This window comes from Methylorubrum pseudosasae, from assembly GCF_029504475.1.
GTDB lineage: Bacteria > Pseudomonadota > Alphaproteobacteria > Rhizobiales > Beijerinckiaceae > Methylobacterium > Methylobacterium extorquens.
This window is the reverse complement of record NZ_JAQGDU010000002.1, coordinates 3390741-3414669: the sequence shown is the minus strand read 5'-3', so window position 1 is coordinate 3414669 and position 23929 is coordinate 3390741. Positions and strand designations below refer to the sequence as shown.

General features: G+C 69.0%; 21 protein-coding genes. 12 read left to right on the top strand and 9 right to left on the bottom strand.

Annotation, left to right across the window (positions count from 1 at the left end):
* The first annotated feature begins 20 nt into the window (after positions 1-20).
* Entirely contained in the window at positions 21-896 is an 876-nt protein-coding gene (fdhD, locus tag M2437_RS17050) for a formate dehydrogenase accessory sulfurtransferase FdhD (protein ID WP_253388155.1), read from the top strand.
* A 27-nt stretch (positions 897-923) separates the two neighbouring features.
* Here fdhD and M2437_RS17045 read toward each other — a convergent pair whose 3' ends face one another.
* Entirely contained in the window at positions 924-1976 is a 1053-nt protein-coding gene (locus M2437_RS17045) for a hypothetical protein (RefSeq protein WP_253388154.1), read from the bottom strand.
* A gap of 622 nt (positions 1977-2598) precedes the next feature.
* On the opposite strand from M2437_RS17045, the gene gltB reads away from it, so the two are divergent.
* Together gltB and M2437_RS17035 are read left to right on the top strand one after the other, a co-directional pair.
* On the top strand, positions 2599-7317 hold the full coding sequence (gene gltB / locus M2437_RS17040; protein WP_015951663.1) for a glutamate synthase large subunit: 4719 nt from the start codon (positions 2599-2601) through the stop codon (positions 7315-7317).
* A gap of 123 nt (positions 7318-7440) precedes the next feature.
* A complete protein-coding gene (locus M2437_RS17035) occupies positions 7441-8874 on the top strand; it encodes a glutamate synthase subunit beta (protein ID WP_003600827.1) in 1434 nt (477 codons plus the stop codon).
* Positions 8875-8952: 78 nt separating this feature from the next.
* Here the strand turns inward: M2437_RS17035 and M2437_RS17030 are convergent, their stop codons facing one another.
* A complete protein-coding gene (locus tag M2437_RS17030; RefSeq protein WP_253388153.1) occupies positions 8953-9894 on the bottom strand; it encodes an MBL fold metallo-hydrolase in 942 nt (313 codons plus the stop codon).
* Positions 9895-10072: 178 nt separating this feature from the next.
* On the opposite strand from M2437_RS17030, the gene M2437_RS17025 reads away from it, so the two are divergent.
* A complete protein-coding gene (locus M2437_RS17025; RefSeq protein ID WP_253388152.1) occupies positions 10073-11413 on the top strand; it encodes a sensor histidine kinase in 1341 nt (446 codons plus the stop codon).
* A 5-nt stretch (positions 11414-11418) separates the two neighbouring features.
* Complete coding sequence (locus M2437_RS17020) at positions 11419-12081, top strand: response regulator (protein WP_253388151.1); 663 nt, start codon at positions 11419-11421, stop codon at positions 12079-12081.
* Positions 12082-12108: 27 nt separating this feature from the next.
* Here the strand turns inward: M2437_RS17020 and M2437_RS17015 are convergent, their stop codons facing one another.
* From M2437_RS17015 to galE, 3 genes are all read right to left on the bottom strand, one after another.
* Entirely contained in the window at positions 12109-13566 is a 1458-nt protein-coding gene (locus tag M2437_RS17015; protein WP_253388150.1) for an SGNH/GDSL hydrolase family protein, read from the bottom strand.
* Positions 13567-13730: 164 nt separating this feature from the next.
* The gene (locus M2437_RS17010; protein ID WP_253388149.1) at positions 13731-14912 is read right to left on the bottom strand and encodes a lytic murein transglycosylase; all 1182 of its coding nucleotides are present in this window, start codon (positions 14910-14912) and stop codon (positions 13731-13733) included.
* Positions 14909-15901, bottom strand: a complete 993-nt coding sequence (gene galE / locus M2437_RS17005) for a UDP-glucose 4-epimerase GalE (RefSeq protein ID WP_253388148.1) — start codon at positions 15899-15901, stop codon at positions 14909-14911. Before galE ends, M2437_RS17010 begins: the two co-directional genes overlap by 4 nt.
* A gap of 172 nt (positions 15902-16073) precedes the next feature.
* Between galE and galU the strand changes: the two genes are divergently transcribed.
* Positions 16074-16940, top strand: a complete 867-nt coding sequence (gene galU / locus M2437_RS17000; RefSeq protein WP_012254544.1) for a UTP--glucose-1-phosphate uridylyltransferase GalU — start codon at positions 16074-16076, stop codon at positions 16938-16940.
* Between the two features lie 241 nt (positions 16941-17181).
* Here galU and M2437_RS16995 read toward each other — a convergent pair whose 3' ends face one another.
* Complete coding sequence (locus tag M2437_RS16995; protein WP_012254545.1) at positions 17182-18078, bottom strand: N-formylglutamate amidohydrolase; 897 nt, start codon at positions 18076-18078, stop codon at positions 17182-17184.
* 306 nt (positions 18079-18384) lie between these two features.
* Here M2437_RS16995 and cpdR point away from each other — a divergent pair, with 306 nt between their 5' ends.
* The 4 genes from cpdR to M2437_RS16975 all read left to right on the top strand — a co-directional run bounded on the left by cpdR (position 18385) and on the right by M2437_RS16975 (position 20560).
* Entirely contained in the window at positions 18385-18741 is a 357-nt protein-coding gene (cpdR, locus tag M2437_RS16990) for a cell cycle two-component system response regulator CpdR (protein ID WP_003603128.1), read from the top strand.
* A 122-nt stretch (positions 18742-18863) separates the two neighbouring features.
* A complete protein-coding gene (grxC, locus tag M2437_RS16985) occupies positions 18864-19121 on the top strand; it encodes a glutaredoxin 3 (protein ID WP_015951672.1) in 258 nt (85 codons plus the stop codon).
* Positions 19118-19963 carry a carbon-nitrogen hydrolase family protein gene (locus M2437_RS16980; RefSeq protein WP_253388147.1) on the top strand — a complete coding sequence of 282 codons (846 nt, stop codon included), beginning with the start codon at positions 19118-19120 and terminating at the stop codon, positions 19961-19963. The genes grxC and M2437_RS16980 overlap by 4 nt, the downstream gene beginning before the upstream one ends.
* Before the next feature lie 120 nt (positions 19964-20083).
* On the top strand, positions 20084-20560 hold the full coding sequence (locus M2437_RS16975) for a DUF1178 family protein (protein ID WP_012254548.1): 477 nt from the start codon (positions 20084-20086) through the stop codon (positions 20558-20560).
* On the opposite strand, the gene M2437_RS16970 is transcribed toward M2437_RS16975, so the two are convergent.
* Positions 20523-21644 carry a PAS domain-containing protein gene (locus M2437_RS16970; RefSeq protein WP_499006908.1) on the bottom strand — a complete coding sequence of 374 codons (1122 nt, stop codon included), beginning with the start codon at positions 21642-21644 and terminating at the stop codon, positions 20523-20525. The genes M2437_RS16975 and M2437_RS16970 overlap by 38 nt on opposite strands.
* Before the next feature lie 175 nt (positions 21645-21819).
* Here M2437_RS16970 and msrA point away from each other — a divergent pair, with 175 nt between their 5' ends.
* Positions 21820-22479: a peptide-methionine (S)-S-oxide reductase MsrA gene (msrA, locus tag M2437_RS16965; RefSeq protein ID WP_003603122.1), complete on the top strand. Its 660-nt coding sequence runs from the start codon at positions 21820-21822 to the stop codon at positions 22477-22479.
* 104 nt (positions 22480-22583) lie between these two features.
* Positions 22584-23087 (top strand): TIGR00645 family protein, encoded by a 504-nt coding sequence (locus M2437_RS16960; protein WP_003603121.1) that lies wholly within the window; start codon positions 22584-22586, stop codon positions 23085-23087.
* A gap of 85 nt (positions 23088-23172) precedes the next feature.
* On the opposite strand, the gene M2437_RS16955 is transcribed toward M2437_RS16960, so the two are convergent.
* Together M2437_RS16955 and M2437_RS16950 are read right to left on the bottom strand one after the other, a co-directional pair.
* A complete protein-coding gene (locus tag M2437_RS16955; RefSeq protein WP_253388145.1) occupies positions 23173-23628 on the bottom strand; it encodes a helix-turn-helix domain-containing protein in 456 nt (151 codons plus the stop codon).
* Positions 23625-23924: a type II toxin-antitoxin system HigB family toxin gene (locus M2437_RS16950; RefSeq protein WP_253388144.1), complete on the bottom strand. Its 300-nt coding sequence runs from the start codon at positions 23922-23924 to the stop codon at positions 23625-23627. Before M2437_RS16950 ends, M2437_RS16955 begins: the two co-directional genes overlap by 4 nt.
* Positions 23925-23929 lie beyond the last annotated feature (5 nt).

Here is a 23929-nt window from a genome sequence, read left to right as displayed (position 1 = left end):
GGCTGCCTCTGGGGATACGGATGCAGGACGTCGGCGCAAAACCTGAGCAAGAAGCCGGAGATGACTTCGGCGCGGTCGGCCCCGCGACGTCGGTCAAGGTCGGAACACTCGTCGTTGCCTATGACGCGCCCGAGGCGCGGCCCGATTCCCGGGCGCTGGCCGTGGAGATGCCGGTCAACGTCGTCTACGGCACCGTGCCCTACGCCGTGATGATGCTGACGCCGGCCGATCTCGAAGATTTCGCCTACGGCTTCAGCCTCACCGAGGGCGTGATCGAGGCGCCCGACGAGATCAGGGGCGTGACGGTAGAGCCCGGCGAGGGCGGCCTGAGGCTGCTGGTCGACCTCGCGCCGGGGCGGCTGCGCGAGCATCTCGCCCGCAAGCGCGCGATCAGCGGGCGCACCGGCTGCGGCGTCTGCGGCATCGAGGATCTCGCCGCCCTGCCGATTGCCCGGCCCCGCTCCGGCAAGGGCCCGCAGGTGACGCTGGCGGCGATCCAGACGGCGCTGACCGCCCTGTCGGACCGTCAGACGCTCAACCGGGAGACGCGGGCGGTTCACGCGGCCGGCTGGGCCGCCCTCGACGGCTCATTGCTGGCGGTGCGCGAGGATGTCGGCCGCCACAATGCTCTGGATAAGTGCATCGGCGCGCTGCTGCGCCAGGGCGTGCGGCCGGACGAGGGTTTTCTCGTCATCACCAGTCGCTGCTCGTTCGAGATGGCGGAGAAGGCGGCCAGCCTGGGCGCCTCGGTGCTGGTGGCGATCTCTGCCCCGACCTCGCTCGCGATCGAGCGGGCGCGCTGCCACGACATGACGCTCTGCGCCATCGCCCGCTCGGACACGCTGACCGTGTTCTCCGGCCGCGAGCGGCTGATCCTGGCCGGGGAGGAGGGCTGAGCCCGCCTTTCCCGGCGCCGAACCCCGTTACTCGGCGCCGCCGGCCTCACCGCTGCCGCCAGGGACGACCGTCGCCCCGCCGATCACCCGCACGTTCTTGCGCGGACCGTCGGCCGGCGGATCCTGCCAGCCCTTGCCTGTGGCCGGCTTCGACTCGGCGGTCTTCGTGGCGTCCTTGGTCGCGTCCTTGGCGGGCTCGGGCTTGGCGGCGTCAGCCTTCGTTTCGGCCTTGCCGGTTTCCTTGCCAGCTTCCTTGCCGGTTTCGGGCCGGGGCTCGCCCAGCTTCGGTTCGACCACCTTGGCTTCCTTCGTCTCCGCCTTGTTCCGCTCGGTTTTGGCGGCGGGCGTCATCGCTGGCGAAGCGGGTGAACCCGACCGGAGCGAGGGCTCCGGACTCGTCGGAGCAATGCGTGCCTGGGACGGCAACTTGGGCGTCGGGGCGGCTCGGGCCGCCGCGCGCCGAGGCGCCTCGGAGCGGGTCGCCGCATCCGGATTGACGCCGAGCGGATTGGCGTCCGGCCGCGCGGCCGGCGGCACGCGCTCGACCCGCACCGCACCCCGCTCGCTGCCGAGCGGAGCGCTGCGCAGACCGGGAACGGAGGGGATGTCGGCGGGCGGCATAATGCGCTCGGCCTCGCGGATCGGACGGCGCGGGCGCATGTCGTCTTCGGTCCAGCCGTAGCCGGGGGCGGCCGGACGGACCCGGTCGGAGGGATAGTAGACGCCTTCGAGCGGCTCGCGCCCGATCACGTCGCCTTCGCGGGCATCGACCACGAGCCGCACCCGCTGGCCGCGCGGGCTCGTCGCCTCCACGCGGTAGTTCCGCCCGTCGTAGCGCGGACGTCCGATCTCGGAGAAGCCGCGGTCCCGCAGCTCATCGACGACCTCGCGGGACGGCAACATGCCGTCATCCTCGCGGTAGACCACCCGCGGCGGCCCATAGATCTCACGATAGAAGCCCTGGGCGGCAGCGCTCTGCAGACCGGCGCCCGACAGCAGTGCGGCAACGAGGCCGAATCCGAGACCGCGACGCAGTGCCGCTCTCGTGACTCCACCAAGGGCATGACGGCTCGAAGCCATAGGACCTCTCGAACCAAGCTGTGCAGAAGAAGAGGAAAGTCCCGGGAGCCCGCTGTTGATCGCGGTTCCCCCGGCGTCACGGCAGACGCATCCCCGCATTCCTTCCGTGCCGGCAAGGTTTTCTAAACGGCTGATTGGGGCGACATTGCGAACCGAGCCGGAACCTGCCAGTGCCATTGTGGTGATGCGGTGCTGCCCGGCACGCGTCCGCCCGCCAAGTTCAGGCCGAGAGACGGGTGCGTTGCGCGTATCCGAGGCATGTTCAAAAGGCCGGCGGCGGTGGTCGTCGGCCCCTTGCTGGAATGAATGAAATCTGGCAACGTCCACCTATAGGACAGCAAGACTGTCCCATTTGTCGTGCTTGGCCGTCGGGCCAGCTTTGGGGATCCATCACGTGATCGACGTGACGTCCGAACGAGCTGAGAAACCGGTGACCGTCGAGGCGATCCGGGCGAGCGCCGGCTGAACAAGCCGGAGCTTCAGCCCGCGGGTTGGCGGGCGATTCCGGCAGGAAGAACCTGACCCCACCCGACTCGGTATAAAGAAGGCGGCAGCCCGGACACCGGCGGTGTACGGGCACGAAACATGCTCGCATGCGGGCAGGGTCGGAGATGTGCGGACGATGCGTGAAATCCCGTCTGAGCTGTCGGTGTCGGTCATGAACGGCGAGAAAGCCGCGCCGTCGCGCGCCGGTGCCACGCCGCTGATCCTGCGCGACCCGGGCCTTCCCGCGGCCGAAGGCGCCTACAACCCCGCCCACGAGCGCGACGCATGCGGCGTCGGCTTCGTCGCGGACATGCACGACCGGCGCAGCCACGCCATCGTCCAGCAGGGTCTCAAGATCCTGGAGAACATCGATCACCGCGGCGCGGTCGGTGCCGACCCCACCATGGGCGACGGCTGCGGCATCCTCACCCAGATCCCGCACGGCTTCTTCTCGGAGGAGTGCTCGCGCCTCGGCTTCGAGCTGCCGCCGGCCGGCCAGTATGCCATCGGCCAGTTCTTCCTGCCGAAGGCGGAGGAGGCCCGTGCCAGCATCGAGGCGATCGTCGAGAAGACGCTGTCCGACGAGGGTCTGCCCTTGCTCGGTTGGCGCGACGTGCCCGTCGACTCGGCCGATCTCGGCAAGGCCGTGAAGGAGACCGAGCCGCATCACCGTCAGGTCTTCATCGGCTGCCCGGCCAGCGTCGCCGATCAGGACGCCTTCGAGCGGCGCGTCTACATCGCCCGCAAGGTGATCTCGAACAAGGTCTACGGCCTCGAAGACGAGCGCGTGAAGGCGTTCTATCCCGTCTCCGTGTCGAGCCGGACCATCGTCTACAAGGGCATGGTGCTCGTGCACCAGCTCGGCCACTACTATCTCGACCTGAAGGATCCGCGCTTCGTCTCGGCGCTGGCGCTCGTCCACCAGCGCTTCGCCACCAACACCTTCCCGACCTGGCGCCTGTCACACCCCTACCGGATGGTCGCGCATAACGGCGAGATCAACACGCTGCGTGGCAACGTGAACTGGATGGCCGCGCGTCAGGCCAGCGTCGATTCCGAGCTGTTCGGCAACGACATCTCGAAGCTCTGGCCGATCTCCTACGAGGGCCAGTCCGACACCGCCTGTTTCGACAACGCCCTCGAATTCCTCGTGGCCGGCGGCTACTCGCTCGCCCACGCGATGATGATGCTGATCCCGGAAGCCTGGGCCGGCAACCCGCTGATGAGCGAGGAGCGGCGCGCCTTCTACGAGTACCACGCCGCCCTGATGGAGCCGTGGGACGGCCCGGCCGCCGTCGCCTTCACCGACGGGCGCCAGATCGGCGCGACCCTCGACCGCAACGGCCTCCGGCCCGCCCGCTACATCGTCACCGATGACGGCCTCGTCGTGCTCGCCTCCGAGATGGGCGTGCTGCCGATCCCCGACGAGAAGATCGTCCAGTCCTGGCGCCTGCAGCCGGGACGGATGCTGCTGATCGATCTGGAGAAGGGCCGCATCGTCTCCGACGAAGAGATCAAGGGCGAGCTGGCCTCCGCGCATCCCTATGCCGAGTGGGTGAAGAACACCCAGATCGTGCTGGAGGATCTGCATCCGATCCAGCCGCGGGCCTCGCGCACGGACGTGCCCCTGCTCGATCGCCAGCAGGCCTTCGGCTACACCCAGGAAGACCTCAAGCTGCTCATGGCCCCTATGGCCGTGACCGGCCAGGAGGCCGTCGGCTCCATGGGCTCGGACACGCCGCTCTCGGCGCTCTCTGACAAGCCGAAGCTGCTCTACACCTACTTCAAGCAGAACTTCGCGCAGGTGACGAACCCGCCGATCGACCCGATCCGCGAGGAGGCCGTGATGAGCCTCGTCTCGTTCATCGGCCCGCGCCCGAACCTGCTGGACATGGAGGGCGCCTCCCGCCGCAAGCGGCTCGAAGTGCGTCAGCCGATCCTGACCAACGGCGACCTCGAGAAGATCCGCTCGATCTCGCACTTCGAGGACCGCTTCGACACCCGCACGCTCGACATCACCTACGCGGCCGAGTCCGGCGCCGGGGCGATGGAGGGTGCGCTCGATCGCCTGTGCGACCGGGCCGAGGTCGCGGTGCGCGGCGGCTACAACATCATTATCCTGTCGGACCGCATGGTCGGGCCGGACCGCATCCCGATCCCGGCGCTGCTCGCGACCGCGGCCGTGCACAACTACCTGATCCGCAAGGGGCTTCGCACCTCGGTCGGCCTCGTGGTCGAGTCGGGCGAGCCGCGCGAGGTGCATCACTTCGCCTGTCTGGCCGGCTACGGCGCGGAGGCGATCAACCCCTATCTCGCCTTCGAGACGCTGATCGCGATGAAGGGCGAGTTCCCGCCGGACCTGACCGACGACGAGATCGTCTACCGCTACATCAAGTCGATCGATAAGGGCCTGCTCAAGGTCATGTCCAAGATGGGCATCTCGACCTACCAGTCCTATTGCGGCGCGCAGATCTTCGACGCGATCGGCCTGAACTCCGACTTCGTGGCCAAGGACTTCTTCGGCACGGCGACGACGGTCGAGGGCATCGGCATGGCCGAGGTCGCGCAGGAGACGACCCTGCGCCACCAGGACGCCTTCGGCGACGCCCCGATCTACCGCAACGCGCTCGATGTCGGCGGCGAGTACGCCTACCGCCTGCGCGGCGAGACCCACACCTGGACGCCCGACACCGTGGCGACGCTGCAGCACGCGGTACGCCTCGGCGCGGCCGAGCGCTACCGCGAATACGCCCGGCTGGTGAACGAGCAGGAGAACCACCTCAAGACCCTGCGCGGCCTGTTCCGGGTCAAGACCGCCGCCGATCTCGGCCGGCAGCCGGTCGATATCTCGGCGGTCGAGCCGGCCTCCGAGATCGTCAAGCGCTTCGCCACGGGCGCGATGTCCTACGGGTCGATCTCGAAGGAGGCGCACGAGACGCTGGCCATCGCGATGAACTCGTTTGGCGGTCGCTCGAACTCGGGTGAGGGCGGCGAGGAGCCGCGCCGGTTCATCACCGGGCCGGACGGGCGCTCGCGCCGCTCGGCGATCAAGCAGGTGGCGTCGGGCCGCTTCGGTGTCACCACCGAGTATCTCGTCAACGCCGACATGATGCAGATCAAGGTCTCGCAGGGCGCCAAGCCCGGCGAGGGCGGCCAGCTGCCCGGTCATAAGGTCGATGCCAAGATCGCCAAGGTCCGCTACGCGACCCCGGGCGTCGGCCTGATCTCGCCGCCGCCGCACCACGACATCTACTCGATCGAGGATCTGGCCCAGCTCATCTTCGACCTGAAGAACGTGAACCCGGCCGCCGACGTCTCGGTGAAGCTGGTCTCCGAGGTCGGCGTCGGCACGGTCGCCGCCGGCGTCGCCAAGGCGCGCGCGGACCACATCACGATCTCGGGCTTCGACGGCGGGACGGGTGCGGCCCCGCTGACCTCGATCAAGCATGCGGGCGGTCCGTGGGAGACGGGTCTGGCCGAGACGCAGCAGACGCTGGTGATGAACGGCCTGCGCGGCCGGGTCGCGCTCCAGGCCGATGGCGGCATCCGCACCGGCAAGGACGTGATGATCGCAGTGCTGCTGGGCGCCGACCAGATCGGCTTCTCGACCGCACCGCTGATCGCGGCCGGCTGCATCATGATGCGCAAGTGCCACCTCAACACCTGCCCCGTGGGTGTCGCCACCCAGGACCCGGTGCTGCGCAAGCGCTTCAAGGGCACCCCTGAGCACGTCATCAACTACTTCTTCTTCGTGGCCGAAGAGCTGCGGGAGCTGATGGCGGCGATGGGCTTCACCAAGCTGGAGGACCTGATCGGCCGCTCCGACCTCCTCGATAAGCGCGACGCCATCGAGCACTGGAAGGCCCGCGGCCTCGACTTCTCGAAGCTGTTCCACCGGCCGAATGTCGGGCCGGAGGTCGCGATCCGTCACGTCGAGACGCAGCACCACCCGATCGACACGGTGCTCGACCGCCGCCTGATCGCGGGCGCCGAGACGGCCATCGAGACCGGCGAGCCGGTCGTGCTCACCGACGTGATCCGCAACTCGGATCGCGCGGCAGGCGCCATGCTCTCCGGCGCGGTGGCCAAGCGCCACGGCCATGACGGGCTTCCCGACGACACCATCGTGGTCAAGCTCAACGGCACCGCCGGGCAGAGCTTCGGCGCGTGGCTCGCCGCGGGCGTCACCCTCGACCTGACCGGCCACGGCAACGACTATGTCGGCAAGGGCCTGTCGGGCGGCAAGCTGATCATCCGTCCGAGCGACGCGCTGAAGGCGCCCCCCGCCCGCACGATCATGGCCGGCAACACCGTGCTCTACGGGGCGATCGCGGGCGAGTGCTACATCCGCGGTGCGGCGGGCGAGCGCTTCGCCGTGCGCAACTCCGGCGCCATCACCGTGGTCGAGGGCATGGGCGACCATGGCTGCGAGTACATGACCGGCGGCGTCGTGGTCTCCATCGGCGTGACGGGGCGCAACTTCGCGGCCGGCATGTCCGGCGGCATCGCCTACGTGCTCGACGAGGACGGTTCGTTCCGCGACCGCTGCAACCTGTCGATGGTCGATCTGGAGCCGGTGGAGGAGGAGGACGACCTCATGCGCCGCTTCCACCAGGACGGCGACCTGGAGACCAAGGGCCGGGTCGACATCCTCGCGGACATGTCGGGCCACGATGAGGAGCGCCTGTCGCAGCTCCTCACCAACCACATGAAGTACACGGGTTCGCCGAAGGCCAAGCAGATCCTCGACGAGTGGGCGGCGTTCCGCACCAAGTTCGTCAAGGTGATGCCGGTCGAGTACCGTCGGGCGCTGCGCGAGATGGAAATGGCGCGCATGCCGGTTGCGGCAGAGTAATCGAGCGTCATCAAGGCGGGCCATACCGGTCGGCGGCAGGAAGCCGCCGACCGGTTCACAGTGATGCCGGGCAGACGGCAAGGCCGCGTGGTCGAGAGATCCGCGCCTGCGAAGGACTGATCGATGGGCAAGGTCACCGGGTTTCTCGAATTCGACCGGCAGGAGCAGAAGTATCAGCTCGCCGCCGACCGCGTGCGGCACTTCCGCGAATTCACGCTGCCGCTCGACGAGCACGACCTGTCCAAACAGGCCGCGCGCTGCATGGATTGCGGCATCCCGTTCTGTCACGGGCCGACCGGCTGTCCGGTCCACAACCAGATCCCGGACTGGAACGACCTCGTCTACCAGTCGGACTGGGAGGAGGCCTCGCGCAACCTCCACTCCACCAACAATTTTCCGGAGTTCACCGGCCGCATCTGCCCCGCGCCCTGCGAGGAGGCCTGCACGCTGAACCTCGAGAACCAGCCGGTCGCCATCAAGACGATCGAGCAGGCGATCGCGGATCGCGCCTGGAACATGGGCTGGGTGAAGCCCGAGCCGTCGGCGAACCGCACCGGCAAGCGCGTGGCGGTGATCGGCTCCGGACCGGCCGGCATGGCGGCGGCCCAGCAGCTCGCCCGCGTCGGCCACGACGTGCACGTCTACGAGCGCGAGCCCAAGGCCGGCGGCCTGCTGCGCTACGGTATCCCCGACTTCAAGATGGAGAAGCGCCATATCGACCGGCGCGTGAAGCAGATGGAAGCCGAGGGCGTGGTCTTCCACTACAAGGCCAATATCGGGGTCAACGTGCCCCTAGAGGACCTGACGAGCCAGTTCGACGCCGTGCTGTTCTGCGGCGGCGCCGAGGATCCGCGCAACCCGCAGCTTCCGGGCCAGGAGCTCGACGGCGTGCACTACGCCATGCCCTTCCTGGTGCAGTCGAACCGCCGGGTCGGCGCCGAGCCGATGCCGGGCAACGGCGAATTGCCGATCCTGGCTGCCGGCAAGAACGTCGTCGTCATCGGCGGCGGCGACACGGCGTCCGACTGCGTCGGCACCTCGTTCCGCCAGGGCGCGCTCTCGGTCACCCAGCTCGACATCCGCCCGCGCCCGCCGGAGCGCGAGGACAAGCTGACGGTGTGGCCCTATTGGCCGACCAAGATGCGCACCTCGTCGAGCCAGGCGGAGGGCGCCGAGCGCGAGTTCCAGGCCGCGACCCTGCGGCTGGAGGGCAACCGCAAGGGCCAGCTCACCGGCGTGGTTTGCGCCCGCGTCGATGAGAAGCGCCAGCCGATCGAGGGCAGCGAGTTCGTGCTGCCGGCCGACCTCGTCTTCATGGCGATCGGCTTTGCCGGTTCGGTGCAGAAGGGTCTCGTCGCGGAATCGGGCGTGGCCGTGGACAAGCGCGGCAACGTCGCTGCCAACGATCAGAACTATCTGACCTCGAACCCAAAGATCTACGTCGCGGGCGACATGCGCCGGGGCCAGTCCCTGGTGGTCTGGGCGATCCGCGAGGGCCGTCAGGCCGCCCGCTCGATCGACGAGGCGTTGATGGGCGCGACCGTCCTGCCGCTGTAAGCGGCGCCCCATCGGACAAGACACGGACAATCGGGGCCATCGCCGCTGGCGGTGGCCCTTTTCGTTTGGCCCGAAGGATCATCGGGAAATGTTGTCGGCGCCCCCACCCTCACGAACTTCCCACCGGTAACCCGCTCCCTCGCGCGTGACCCGGCCCCGGCTCGCCAGGTGCATCCCTGCGACGTCGAGCCCCTCACTGGCAGCCCGGTCGAAGATGCGCCGCCGCGTGGCAATCGCCTCCGCCGGATCGGTATCCCAGATCACGGTCCAGTCCGGATGCGGCACCTGCAGCAGGCGGGAGTGGAGGATGTCGCCCCAGATCAGCAGCCGCTCCGACCCGTCTTCGATCAGCACGCCCGCATGACCAGGGGTGTGCCCCGGCAGCGGCAGGAACGAGACGCCGGGGGCGAGTTCGGCCGCGCCGGAGACGCGGCGCACCCGGCCGGCATAGGCGGCCAGCACGGCCTGCGCGGTGTCGAAGAACAGCCCCATCGCGGCGGGTGCACGGGAACGCGCACCGGCATCCGACCAGTAGGCGGCCTCGCGCTCCTGAAGCACCAGCTCGGCGTGGGCGAAGCGGGCGCGGCCATCGCCCGTGAGCAGGCCGCCCGCGTGGTCGGCGTGCAGGTGAGTCAACCATACGGTCTCGATCTGGTCGGGGCCCAACCCCTCTGCGGCGAGAGCCGCCGTCACCCGGTCGAAGCCCGGCCCGAACACCGTTCCGCAACCCGCATCGAGCAACCCGTGCCATGCGCCGCGCCGGATCAGGAACGCATTGACCGGTTCGGGTGAGGGGCCACTCGGCGGCAAGCCGGCTTGGGCGAGCAAGGCGCGTCCGGCCTCGCTGTCGGCGCCGGGGATCATACTCGGCTCAAGCGGGAAGTGGCCGTCGCGCAGCGGCGTGACGGTGAAGGCGCCGACGCGATCGGCGGGGGCCGCAGCCCGTGCTTCGGGAAAGCGAAGGATCGACAGGCAGGCACCCGCGGCGAGGACGGCTCGACGGGTCGGCAGAGGGAGCATCGGCGGCAATCCGGGCGAGGGGAAGGGCGATCGAAATCCTGCGCCGCCTCGTCACGGTCGCCCAGGGAACGGCTCCCGCTTCCGCGCGGGCATTTTTCCCGACATCCCTCCGTCCCCCTTGCGCCCCGGACGGCGGCCGGTGCCATCTTGGGCGACGCTCCCCTGCACGGTCGCCCCGATGAGCCTGCCTGCGCATCTCGCCCTGCGCCTTCTGATCGTGACCCTGCTCTGTCTGGCGGGCGCCGTCGCCTGGACCCTGTGGGACGGGCGCAGCGCCCTGCGGGTTGAGTCTGCGGTATCGGCGGAGCGGATCGCCGCAGCGCTTGCCCGGCAACCGGGGCTCGGCAGCGTCGGGCCGGCGGCGCTGCCGGTCGGAGAACCCCAGGCCGAGCCGACCGTCCTGATGCTGCTGCCGGGGATCTGCGCCGAGATCCGCCTCGGCAGCGAGGTGCCGCGGCGGCTCTGCGGCGATTGGGATGGGCTCGGCACGGCCCCGTCCTGGCTCGCGGCCCTCCTGTCGGCGAGGACCCTCGGCGATCCGGTCGTCCGAGAGATCGTCTATCGCGGACGCCGGCTCGGCACCGTCGCGGCTTGGCCCGATTCCGGCGCGGCAGCGGGGCGCGCGTGGCGGCAGGTGCGGTTCGCGAGCGGCCTTGCCCTCTCGCTCGCCGGAGCCACGGCGATCCTCGGGTGGCTCGCCGCCGCCGGCCTCGTCGCGCCCGCGGGACGGATCGTGCGCCATCTGGACGGCTTCGATGCTGGCGCATCCCGTCCGCCCCTGCCGCGCTTTAGGGCGGCGGAGTTCGACCGGATCGCCACCGCCTTCGACGCGCTCGCCGGGCGGCTGGCCCGTACCGAGAGCGAGCGGACCGCCTTGATGCAGCGGCTGGTGCACGTGCAGGAAGAAGAGCGGCAGAGCCTCGCCCGCGACCTGCACGACGTGTTTGGCCAATGCCTTGCCGCCGCCGGGGCGCTCGCAGCCGCGATCGAGGCCGGCGCGCCGACGGACCGCGCAGATCTGCGCGCCGATGCGCGCGGCATCGAGGCGGTCGTCGCCGCCATGCGCGAGAGCCTGCGCGGCGCCCTGGCCCGGCTCGAACTCCCCGACTTTGCCGGGATCGGCTTGGGCGACGGCATCCGCGGCCTCGTCTCGGACTGGCGGGCGCGGCTACGGACCGGGCCGAACCTGCACCTCGATATGGAGGGCGACTGGTCGGGCCTGTCCGGCGAGGCGTCCGCGAGCCTCTATCGGATCACGCAGGAATTGCTGACCAACGCCTTGCGGCACGGACGACCGAGCCGGGTCTTCCTGCGGCTGCAGCGCGCCGGCACCGGCGGCGGGACCGTCACGCTGACCGTGGACGACGACGGCGGGGGTGATGCTGCCCGCGCGGCTAGCGCGTCCGGCCGCGGACTTCCCGGAATCCGCGCCCGGCTCGCCGCCCTCGGCGGCCAACTCTCTCTCACCGGGAACGGCAGCGGCATCTGCGCCCGCGTCACCGTTCCGGTTCACGGGTGAGGCGGATGATGACGAACATCCTCCTCGTCGATGACCATCCCGTCGTGCGTGAGGGCTATCGCCGCCTGTTCGAACGGCAGCCGGGTTTCACGGTCGTGGCGGAGGCCGCGACCGCGGCGGAGGCCTACCGCCTCTACAAGGCGCAGAGGCCGAACCTCGTGATCCTCGACCTGTCGCTGCCGGGGCCGAGCGGCATCGAGGCGATCCGGCATATCCGGCAATGGGACGGCGCGGCCCGCATCCTCGTCTTCAGCATGCGCACAGGCGCCGCCATCGCGCGCCAAGCCTTCGCGGCGGGCGCCAGCGGCTATGTCAGCAAGGCGAGCGCCCCCCGCGAGCTGCTTGAGGCGGCCGCGGGCGTCCTGCGCGGCGAGCGGGCCATGAGCGCCGACATCGCCCTGGCGATCGCGCAGGACGAGGTGGCCGGCGGGCGCAGCAGCCTCGACGAACTCAGCCCGCGCGAGGTCGAGATCCTCGGCATGACGGCAGCGGGTGCCACGGCGCAGACCATCGCCGAGGCGCTGTGCCTCAGCCTCAAGACGGTCCAGAACAATCTCTCGCTGATCCGGGCCAAGCTCGGCGCCCGCACGGACGCCCATCTGGTCTGGATCGCCGTCGGCGCCGGGCTCGTGGCAACCCCGCACGGCCCACCCGCCGCCGAGACCTGATCGACCTCGTTCGGCGGGTGAGGGGCCCTATCCCGGCGGCCAGCGGAAATCGTCCGCTCGGCCCGGCTGGGGCAGGGGGGCGGCGCCGCGCTGCAGGCTGCGCTCGCGGGTGCCGGTGGCATCCCCCTCCTGCGGACGCGCGGTGAGGAGCGTCCCGCCCGGCGAGGTCTCGGTGCGGCCGAGCGGCACCACCGGCCCCGCCGCGGGCTTGACCGGCAGGCTCGGGATGCCCGGCGGCTCGGGCAGGCTCGGCAGCATCGCCGTGATCTTGCGATCGATCGCCGCCGTATCGTCAACGCCCAATCCGGCACCACCCTCGCCAGGCGTGGCGGCGATCGCGGCGGCGGGCTGCTCGGAGGGCAGGCCGCCCTTCTCCCCCATCAGGCGCTTCAGCTCCACGTCGGCGAAGTGGGCAACCTTGCGCGAGCCGGCGGCGGTGAAGTGGATCCCGTCCGAGGTGCGCAGCCGCGCCTCCTGGCCGTCCACGTCGGGCCCCGACGCGGTGAAGCGGTTGCGGTCGTCCACGAAGCCCTGCCAGACCTCGGCATAGGATTGGCCGGCCCGCTGCACCCGCTCGCGCACGAGATCGTTGATGGCGGCGAAGTCGCGGCTCAGGCTCTCGCTGCGGACCGGCGGCAGGCCGACCCAGATCAGCGGCACCTTGTGCTCGGCAAACACCTTCGCGACCTCATCGACCCGTGCCGCGTAGATCTCGCGCCACTTGTCGGACAGGGCCTCGACGCTCTGGTCGCCCTCCCGGATGGCCTGTCGGTCGTTCAAGCCGATCATCATCAGGGCGTAGGAGACTTTGGGCGTGGCCTTGAGAAAATCCTCGGCGGTCTTGGCCCAATCGACGAGATCCTTGCGCACGAGGCCACTATCGGCCTTCGAGCGGTCGAGCACGGCGACCTCGGCATTGTCGGAGAAGGCGTCATCGGCGCCCTTGGCGAGGTAGCCCGCGAGCGAGTCGCCGAACACGGCGATCTGCGTCGTCGGCGCCGCCTTCGGCACCTTGGCCTTGGGCTGCGCCACCGCGGGGGCGGGGCTCGGCCTGCGGCGGCGGGCGGCACGCTCCTCGTCCGAGCGGCCCGCGGTGGCGGGGGCGGGGGCAGCGGCAGGCGCACGCGGGCGCGACGGCCGGGCATAGCCGGGCGCGGGCTGGGGCGGCGGGGCCGGCTGGGCGCGCGGCTGGTCCTCCCACGGCCAGTAGAACTGGCGCGGCGCCTCCTGCGGCGGCGCGGCCCGACGGGCAGGGGCCCGGCCGTAGCCGTACTCGTCGGCATAGGCGCCGCGGGCCCGGCGGCGCGGTGGCGGCGCGGCATAGGGATCGGCCGCGGGTGCGTCGTAGCTGTCGCCCCACTGCGCCGCGGCCTGCTGCGGCAGGGCGGACCACGCCGCCGTGAGCCACAGCGCCGCGAGGAGGGGGAGGCCGAGGATCGCAGGAAAGCGCGGGAACGCAGTGCGATCGGTCGGGCGGCGTTGCATGCGCGAAGCCTTGATCGAAGGGGAGGGGCCGGAGCGGGTCCGACCTCACATCCGGTCAGGATAGCGCCTTGAGGGGCGCGCGTCTAAGCGAGCCTCACGACACGTCCGATCACCCATCGGCCCCCTCTGGGCATGGCGGCGCAGCGGGCGTTTTGTGAGAGACATTATGGCCGTCCCTCCAAGCGCTCCAGAAGTGCGGGCCGGGCGTAACCGTCGGCGGGCAGGCCCTCGCGGATCTGGTACTGCCGCACCGCCTCGCGCAGCTTCGGACCGGCGCGTCCATCCTGTTCGCCCGCGTACAGTCCTTTCGCGGCGAGCCCCGCCTGGAGACGCTTGAGGGCTGGCCCGTCGAGGCGGGCGGCGCCGTTCGGCCAGGGCGCGGCGAGTGCCGGGCCGCCGGCCAGCCGGTCGGCGAGGTGGCCGACGGCCAGCGCATAGAAATCGCTGGTGTTGTAGCCGCGGATCACCTCGAAATTGTCGGTGATGAGGAAGACCGGGCTCCCGAGCCCGCCCGGCAGGAACAGGCTGGCCTCGCCGCCTGTCGGCAAGAGTTTGCCGTCGGTGCGGCGCACCCCGCGGGCGGCGAAGTCGGCGAGCGGGCCGCGGTAGCGGGTCAGGTCGAAATCCTTCGGCAGGCTGACCTCGTAGCCCCAGGACAGGCCGGGCTTCCAGCCGAGCGATTGCAGGTAATGCGCGATGGAAGCCAGCGCATCGGCCTCGGAGCGCCAGATGTCGCGCCGCCCGTCGCCGTCGAAATCGACCGCCTCCCGCAGATAGACCGAGGGCAGGAACTGCACCTGCCCCATGGCGCCCGCCCAGGAGCCGACCATCCGCGCCGGCTCGATATCGCCGCTCTCGAGGATCTGGAGGGCGGCCAGCAACTCGTCGCGAAACAGGGTTCCGCGATGCCCGGCGTGAGCCAGACTCGCCAGCGCCCGGATCGTCCGTAAAGAGCCGGCGCTGGCGCCGAAATCCGACTCGACCCCCCAGAAGGCCAGCACGACCGAGCGCGGCACGCCGGTCTTCGCCTCTATGGCGGCGAGGGTGGCCGCGAGCCGCTTGCCCTGCGCCTGCCCCCGGGTGATGCGGGCGCCCGAGACCGCGCCGACGAGGTAGTCCCAGACCGGCCGGCTGAACTCGCTCTGGCGGCGAGTGCGGGCGACGACGTCCGGATCCGGCGCTTGCACGCCGGCAAACGCCGCGTCGAAGGTCTTCTGCGAGATGCCGCGGGCCGTGGCGTCGGGGCGCAGCGACGCGACGAAGCCGGAGAAGTCGCCGTCCTGCGCCCGCGCCGGCCCTGCCAGCAGCGCGAGCGCGAGGATGACGGCGGCGCGGGGTGCTCTCACCGCCGGTTCCGCTTCGCCAGGGTATCCTCCCAGGCAAGCGCCTGGGCGACGATGACGTCGAGGTCGTCGTACTTCGGGGTCCAGCCGAGTTCGTTGCGGATGCGGTCGGCGCCGGCGATGATCTGGGCCGGATCGCCGGGCCGGCGGGGCGACAGCCGCACCTCGAAGTCGCGGCCGGAGATGCGCTTGACCACCTCCACGACCTCCAGAACCGAGTAGCCCCGGCCGTAGCCGCAATTGACGGTCAGGCTGTCGCCGCCGCCGCGCAGATAGTCGAGCACGGTGAGATGTGCCGCGGCCAGATCCGAGACCTGGATGTAGTCGCGCAGGCACGAGCCGTCGCGGGTGGGGTAATCGGTGCCGAACACCTCCAGATGCGTGCGCTGACCGAGTGCTGCTTGCGTCGCGACCTTGATGAGGTGGGTGGCCGCCGGCATCGATTGCCCGGAACGCCCGCGCGGATCGGCCCCGGCCACGTTGAAGTAGCGCAGCACCCCGTAGGTGAAGCTGTGCGCGGCGGCGGCATCCGCGAGCATCCACTCGCTCATCAGCTTCGAGCGGCCGTAGGGGTTGATCGGGTTCGGCGTCAGGGTCTCGGGCACCGGCACGATCTCGGGCTCGCCGTAGACGGCCGCCGTGGAGGAGAAGATGAAGTGCTTGACGTTCGTGCGCACCGCGGTCTCGATCAGCGCGCGCGTCTTCACGGTGTTGGCGAGATAGTAGCCGAGCGGGTCGGCGACCGATTCCGGCACGACGATCTTGGCCGCGAAATGCGCGACCGTGTCGATCTGGTGGCGCAGAATGGTCTCGGTGACGAGGGCTTGGTCGGCCACGTCGCCGACGACGAGACGCACTTCCGGCGGCAGGACCCAATCGTAACCGGTCGAGAGGTCGTCGAGGACCACGACCTCCTCATGCCCGGCATCAACCAATGCGAGCACCATGTGGCTGCCGATATAGCCGGCGCCGCCCGTGACCAGAACCGCCATCGTCCACCCCTGATCCGTCTTCGTCAGCCGTCGGCTGAAGCGCCAGCCGCGTCTTATGACAAAATTCTGCCAATCCTAACCCAAGCGGGGCTGTTAGCGGCGGCCTGCGTGCTATTTGATCCGTTGTCGATCAGGGCTCGCCCCGACACACGCTAAAATGGGGTCCCGCCAGATGAAACGAATTCGCAAGGCCGTCCTTCCCGTCGCGGGTCTCGGCACGCGCTTCCTGCCGGCCACCAAGGCCGTTCCGAAGGAGATGCTCACCGTCGTCGACCGGCCGGTCGTTCAACACGTCGTCGATGAAGCCCGCGAGGCCGGCATCGAACACTTCATCTTCGTGACCGGCCGCGGCAAGGCGGTGATCGAGGATCATTTCGATATCGCGTTCGAATTGGACCACATGCTGCAGGAGCGCGGCAAGCAGGCGGCCTACGAGGAGCTGAAGAAGGACCTGCCCAAGGCCGGCCAGACCAGCTTCACCCGGCAGCAGGCGCCGCTGGGCCTCGGCCACGCCGTCTGGTGCGCCCGCGAGATCGTCGGCGACGAACCCTTCGCCGTGCTGCTGCCCGACATGCTGAGCCGCGGCTGCATGGGCCAGATGCTGAAGGCCTATGAGCAGCATGGCGGCAACGTCATCGCCGTGGAAGAGGTGAAGCCCGAGGAGACCCACCAGTACGGCATCGTCGCCGTCGGCGAGACCTTCGGCCAGACCTTCGAGATCACCGGCATGGTCGAGAAGCCCAAGCAGGGCACCGCGCCCTCGAACTACATCATCTCCGGCCGCTACATCCTCCAGCCCGAGATTTTCTCGATTCTGGAGCGGGGCGAGACCGGCGCGGGCGGCGAGATCCAGCTCACCGACGCGATGATCCGGCTGGCCGAAGAGCAGAAGTTCTACGGCATGCGCTTTGATGGGCGCACCTACGACACCGGGTCCAAGATCGGCTTCCTCACCGCCAACCTCGCCTACGGTCTGGAGCGGCCGGAACTGGCCGATGCCCTGAAAGCGGAGATCCGCGCGCTTCTCGGCGAGGCCTGATCCGGTTCCCTGTGCGCTTGCCGGACAGATATGCGCGGCGCACATGTGGAAACGGTTTCGTCGCCCTTGCGATTTGTGCAGCGCGATGCGATTTGTGCATTGCGAGATCGCGATGGCGTCGCGGTCCCGCAGCCCTTCTTGGGCGTTTCCTCCCTAGACTTCGGGCCGTCCTTCGGGGCGGCCTTTTTTTGTCCGAAGCGTCGAGTCGGGAGGGCTGAAAGCCCCGTTCCGATCCGGGCGGCTACTCTGCTGCGATGCGGTGGGACGGCAGCTCGACCGTCTCGGCAGCGACCCCGGCGATGACCTCGGCGAGATGGTCCGCGAGTGTGACGAAGCCGGCCGTCAGCGCCAACGACTGCTCGTTCATGTAGAGCGCCCGGTTGATCTCGATCTGCAGCGCGTGCCGCCCGAGGCCGGGTTCGCCGTAATGCTCGGTGATGAAGCCGCCGGCATAGGGCTTGTTGCGCACCACCTTGTAACCGAGAGCCCTCAGCCGGCTCTCGAACCCATCGACCAGTGCCGGCAGGCAGGCCGTGCCGAAGCGATCGCCGAGCACGAAATCGGCCTGGGCGCTCTCGTCGCGCCCGAGACTCGAGGACGGCATCGAGTGGCAATCGATCAGGAAGGACCGGCCGAAGGTCCGTGCCGTGCGATGGATCAGGCCGCGCAGGGTTCGGTGATACGGCTTGTAGAGCGTCTCGATGCGCCGCACCGCCTCCTCCACCGGTAGCCGCTCCCGGTAGATCTCCTGTCCGTCGGCGACGATGCGCGGCACCGTGCCCAGCCCTCCGGCCACCCGCATCGAGCGGGTGTTGGCGTAGGACGGAAGGCGGCCGGCGAACATGCGCGGGTCGAGCTCGTAGGGCTCGCGGTTCACGTCGAGATAGGCGCGGGGGAAGTTCGCCCGCATCAAGGGCGCGCCGAGGCCCACGACCGCAGCGAACAGCCGGTCGACATGGGCATCCTCCGAGCGGCGCAGGGCCAGCGCGTCGAGCCGGGAGGCCGCGAGGAAGGAGTCCGGGTAATGCGCGCCGGAATGCGGTGTGTTGAACACGAAGGGGATCGCGTGCTGCGCCGGCTCGTCCACGGCGAAGGGTGGATCGAACGCCTCGGCTCCGTCTGGCTGTGAAGGGCTCATCGAGAAGCGGGGGCCTGACCGTGGCACGGAAGGAACATGGCGCTACTTTGCGGCGCCTCGTCCGCCCTGTCCACCATGCGCCGCACAGAGCCGGGAGAGGAGGGGACAGCGCCCCGCGATTGTCGGGTGCGTCGCGACACCGGGCGCGTTTAACGCTCTGTTTACCAAGCCGACGCTTTATGAAATGAACACCCACCGAGCATCTCTCGCAAAGCGCCGACAGCGCTGTCATGCCCTCAAGCGGCATGGTAGCGACCGGCCTTTCCTGAGACACTCCAAGGCGCATGGGCACCGGGACGCCGTTCGATGAAGATCCTGCTCGCGGAAGACGACAACGACATGCGTCGGTTTCTGGCCAAGGCGCTCCAGAACGCCGGCTACGACGTGCTGTCCTTCGACAACGGCCTTTCCGCCTATAATCGCCTGCGCGAGGAGCCGTTCGAGCTTCTCCTGACCGACATCGTCATGCCGGAGATGGACGGCATCGAGTTGGCGCGCCGCGCCACCGAACTCGATCCCGACATCAAGGTGATGTTCATCACCGGCTTTGCTGCGGTGGCGCTGAACCCGGATTCGAAGGCGCCCAAGGATGCGAAGGTGCTCTCGAAGCCCTTCCACCTGCGCGACCTCGTCAACGAGGTCGAGAAGCTGCTGGCCGCCTAAAGCCGCCTGAGCGGAGAGCCGGCGCAGCGATCGTCCGACTCTGTGACCCGGCCGCAGTAGGAAGATCCGCGCGGCTCGCCTATATCCGTCGCTTCTCCCCCATTCGGGCACGCGACGGACCCATGCAGCCGGTCACGATCTACACCACCGCCTGGTGCCCCTATTGCTCGGCGGCCAAGAGCCTGCTGCGCGAAAAAGGCGTGTCCTTCCACGAGATCGACGTCGAGAAGACGGCGGGCTCCCGCGCGACCATGGTCCAGCGGGCCGGCGGACGCACCTCGGTGCCGCAGATCTTCGTCGGCGACCGGCATGTCGGCGGCTGCGACGACCTCTACGCGCTGGAGCGCGCCGGCGATCTCGATCCGCTGCTCGCGGCATGACGGACCGGTCCGAACACAAGCCCTTCATCGCCGCCTGCGTGCAGATGCGCGGCGGGCGCGATCCGGCCGCCAACCGCGAGGCCGCCGTGCAGGCGGTGCGCGAGGCGGCCCGCCGGGGTGCCGCGTATGTGCAGACGCCCGAGACGACCTCGCTGATCGAACGCGACCGCACCGCCCTGTTCGAAAAGGTGGGGCCGCAGGAGAGCGACGCCACGCTGGCCGCCCTCCGCGAAGTCGCGCGGGCGGAAAAGATCGTTCTGCAAATCGGATCGCTGGCGATCCGCGAGGGCGAGAAGATCGCCAACCGCGCTTTTCTGATCGACGCTGCGGGCGAGATCCAAGCGGCTTACGACAAGCTCCACCTCTACGACGTCGATCTGCCCAACGGTGAGAGCTGGCGCGAATCGGCGACCTATTCGGGCGGCGACTGCGCCGTGGTCGCGCAGACGCCGCTCGCCAGCCTCGGGCTGACGATCTGCTACGACATCCGCTTTCCCGCCCTCTACCGGGCGCTGGCCGAGGCGGGTGCCACGGTGATGACCGCGCCGGCTTGCTTCACCCGCCAGACCGGCGAAGCGCACTGGCATATCCTGCAGCGGGCGCGGGCTATCGAGACCGGCTCGTTCATGATCTCGGCGGCGCAAGGGGGCCGGCACGAGGACGGACGCGAAACCTTCGGCCACTCGCTCATCGTCGATCCCTGGGGCCGCATCCTCGCCGAGGCCGAGGGCGACGTGCCGGGCATCATCTTCGCCGAGATCGACCTCGCGCGGGTCGCGGATGCACGCGCCCGCATTCCCACCCTGTCCCACGCGCGCAGCTTCGGCGTGCGCCGCGTCTGAAGCCATCCCATCTAAGCATCATCCCGAAAGGTGGCTTCCGGCTTTCGGAAGAGATGGTGCAAAAATAAGAGGATAGAGCATCCTTCCGGATCCGGTATCCAGGACGATGCTCTAAGGGTCATGATCCTTTTCACTCTCGCCTGTGATTCGGGCCACCAGTTCGAGAGCTGGTTTCCCTCCAACGCGGCCTACGACGAGCAATCGGCCCGCGGGCTCGTCACCTGTCCGTTCTGTGACTCGGCCAGAGTCGCCAAGGCACCGATGGCCCCGGCCGTGGCGCGCACCGACCGTGGCCGGGCCGAGGCGCCGACGCCGCCGCCCCCGGTTCCGGCGGCGTCAGCCGGGGTGCCGATGCCGATGCTCGCCGCCGAGCCGGAGCGACAGTTGCGCGCCCTGATGCGGGCCGTGCGCGAGCACGTCGTCTCGACCGCCGAGGATGTCGGCGAGCGCTTCGCCGACGAGGCGCGGGCGATCCATTACGGCGATGCGGAGGGGCGCCCGATCTACGGCGAGGCGAGCCCGCAGGAAGCGCGGGCGCTGGTCGAGGAGGGCATCGAGGTCATGCCCCTGCCGCCGGCCCCCGACGACCGGCACTGACGTCTGAGCAGTGGGGGATTAGACCCCAATGCGCTCGGCGGGAAAGCGGAGTTCGACGGCGGTGCCCGCCGGATCGCGCGGCCGGACGCGGATCGTCCCGCCCGACCTGCCGGCTCAGAATATCGATCAGCGTCGCCTCGAAGCTCCCGTCGCCCGTGGCGCTCGAACCGATCCCGTCATCCTCGACCGCCACCGTGACCTCCGCCCCATCGCGGGCGATGCGAACGGTCAGCCGTCCGGCCCGGGACGGGAAGGCGTGGCGCACGGCGTTGGAAACGACCTCGTTGACGATGAGCGCGAGCGGTCCCGCCGCCTCGGGCCGGACGCGGAGCGGCGCGAGATCGAGCGCAAGCGCGATGTCGCGCCGGCCCGAGGCCTCGACCAGGGTCTCGGCGATCTCGCGGACGAGATCGCTAAGATCGTGGCCCGCACTCTCTTCCGGCGGGGCGGACTGGCGGTAGAGCGTGCTGAGCGCATCGATGCGCCCGATCGCCTCGCCAAGCGCCGCACGAACCGCCGGATCGGCGCTGTTGCCGCTCTGAAGCGTCAGCATGGCCGAGATCATCTGGAGATCGTTGCGGGCGCGATGTCCGATCTCGCGCAGCAGCAGGGCGTTCGCGTCGAGGGCGGCACGCGTCCGGTCGCGCTCGGCCGCGAGCGCGTGGCGCTCGCTCACGTCGAACTGCGAGGCGAAGTAGAACAGCAGCGTGCCGTCCTCGTCGTGGACGGGGCTGATATACAGCGCGTTGTGGAAGGTCGAGCCGTCCTTGCGGTAGTTCAGGAGCTCTTCATGCACGTCGCGCTCGGCATCGATCGCCGCACGAATCCGCGCCACCGCGTCGAAATCGGTGCCGGGCCCCTGCAGGAAGCGGCAATTGCGGCCGGTCACCTCCAGCCGCGTGTACCCGGTGAGCCGCAGGAACGCGTCGTTGGCATAGATGATCGGATTGTCGAGCCGGCGCGGGTCCGTGATGATCATCGCCATACGCGTGGCCCGCACGGCTGCCGCGAAGGGATCGCCCTTGCCGGAACGGACGCTGGCGCGAACCCGCTCCGTCAGTTGCCAGTCGTCGCCGGGCTCCATCTGTTCCCGATCGCTCCCCAGGTGCGAATGGCACGGCCGAAGCCGCCGAGGGCGCGGCCTCACCTGACCCTGTCGCCAAAGCAGACGGCGATGACCATATCAAGCGAAATCGAGCGGGATGCACACCGGCGCGCCGACTGCGTGCCCCGCCCCGCGACCACCAGAGGAAACAGCGATGCTTCTGTTCCGCAAGCGGCCCGAGATGCCGGCCCCGTCCGAAGTGCTGCCCGGCCGGCCGAATCCCCTCCCGACCGCCGAGCGCCATTTCGTCAACGGCAATCCCCTGAAGGGGCCCTATCCGGAGGGCGTCGAGACGATCGTGCTCGGGCTCGGCTGTTTCTGGGGCGCCGAGCGCAAGTTCTGGGAATTGCCCCAGGGCGTCCACGTCACCGCCGTGGGCTATGCCGGAGGCACCACCCCCAACCCGACCTACGAGGAGGTCTGCTCCGGACTCACGGGCCACAACGAGGTCGTCCTGGTTGCCTATGACCCCGCCGTGCTGCCGCTGGAGGCCGTGCTCAAGACCTTCTTCGAGAGCCACAACCCGACGCAGGGGTATCGCCAGGGCAACGATGTCGGCACCCAGTACCGGTCCGGCATCTACACGGGCAGCGAGGCCCAGGCTGCGACGGCACGGGCCGTGCGCGATTCCTACGCGCAGGCGCTCGACGCGCGGGGCTACGGGCCGATCACGACGGAGATCGTGCCGCTCGAGACCTTCTACTTCGCGGAAGAGTACCACCAGCAATACCTCGCCAAGAATCCCGGCGGCTATTGCGGGCTCGGCGGCACCGGCGTGTCCTGCCCCGTGGGTGTCGGCGTCGCGGCGGAGTGAGACTCCGCCCGGCCCCGACAAGGCCGATCCAAGCTTGACCGTCTTGCGGGGCCGTTGCACCCATGCCAAATCCCGGCCCCTCGGATGGCCGGGATCGAGAGACAATGCTGGAACGTGGCTTCGAACGCTTTCTCTTTGCCTGCCGGTGGCTGCTGGCGCCGTTCTACGCCGCGCTGACGATCGCGCTCGTCGTCCTGCTGGTCCGGCTGCTGCTGGAACTCGGCCACGTCGTCACGCACGCCTTCGAGTCCACCGAGTCGCAGACCATCCTCGGCGTTCTCGCGCTGGTCGATCTGACCTTCACCGGCTCGCTGCTCATCATCGTGATCTTCTCAGGCTACGAGAATTTCGTCTCGAAGTTCGATCACACCGACCACAAGGACTGGCCCACCTGGATGGGCACCATCGACTTCAGCGGGCTCAAGCTGAAGCTGATCTCCTCCATCGTCGCGATCTCGGCGATCCAGCTGCTGAAATCGTTCCTCGACGTGAAGAACTACAGCGACCGCGACCTCTCCTGGCTGGTCGGCATCCACATGGTGTTCGTGGTGTCCGGCCTGCTGATGGCGCTGACCGACCGGCTCTCGGCCGGACACCATGAGAAATAAGGTTTTTGCCGCACCTGCGACTCAAGCAGCGACACGACTTTTTAAAGTTCGTGCTGCTTCGGAGATCGGGTCTTCTTAAAATCCCTCAGGCGGCTGCCGAGGGCTTGCTCTTGGCGCGCTTGCTTTTGGCGCGCTTACTCTCGGCCTGGCGACGCGGAGCCTCTTCCGAGCCGATCGGGTAAGGCTTGGCCAGCGCGGCAATCGGGATCTTCCAAGCCTCGCTGACGGCCCGGATCTGATCCAGCGTCATCCCGCGCTTGCAGCCGAGGATTTCCGAAGCCCGCGAGCGTGACCCGAGCAATTCGGCAAGCTCCGCTTGGCTACGCCCAAGATGCTCGATCGCGTAGTGCAGAAGCTCGATCGGATCGCTTTCCGGGATCGGATAATGACGGCTCTCGTAGGCTTCGATCAGCGTCGTCAGCACGTCGAAGCGCTCCGCCTCCGGCGTGCCGAACGCGGGCTCCCGTGCGAAGTACGGTTCGATCTCCCTGAGAGCCCAAGTCAGATCGTCGTCGTTCCTGATGGCTCTGATATCCATCATCCTACCGTCTCCGGATCGATCCGATCGTACTCGGCGTGGGTGCCGACGAATTTGATGAGCACTCGTCGATAGCGATAGGACACATGCACGATCAGGCGAAATTCGTTGCGGCGAATATCGAAGATGATGCGATTGTCACCGACGAAGTCCACGCCTTTACCGAACGCGGCCTTGATGTCCTCCGGACCCGACCAGTCCGCGGTGCTAACCTTCGTGTACCAGTCAGACAAACCACTCCGCGATCGCGGATGCGCCTCCCAGAAGATGCGGAGCGTTCGTTTAGCGACGATCTGCATGACAA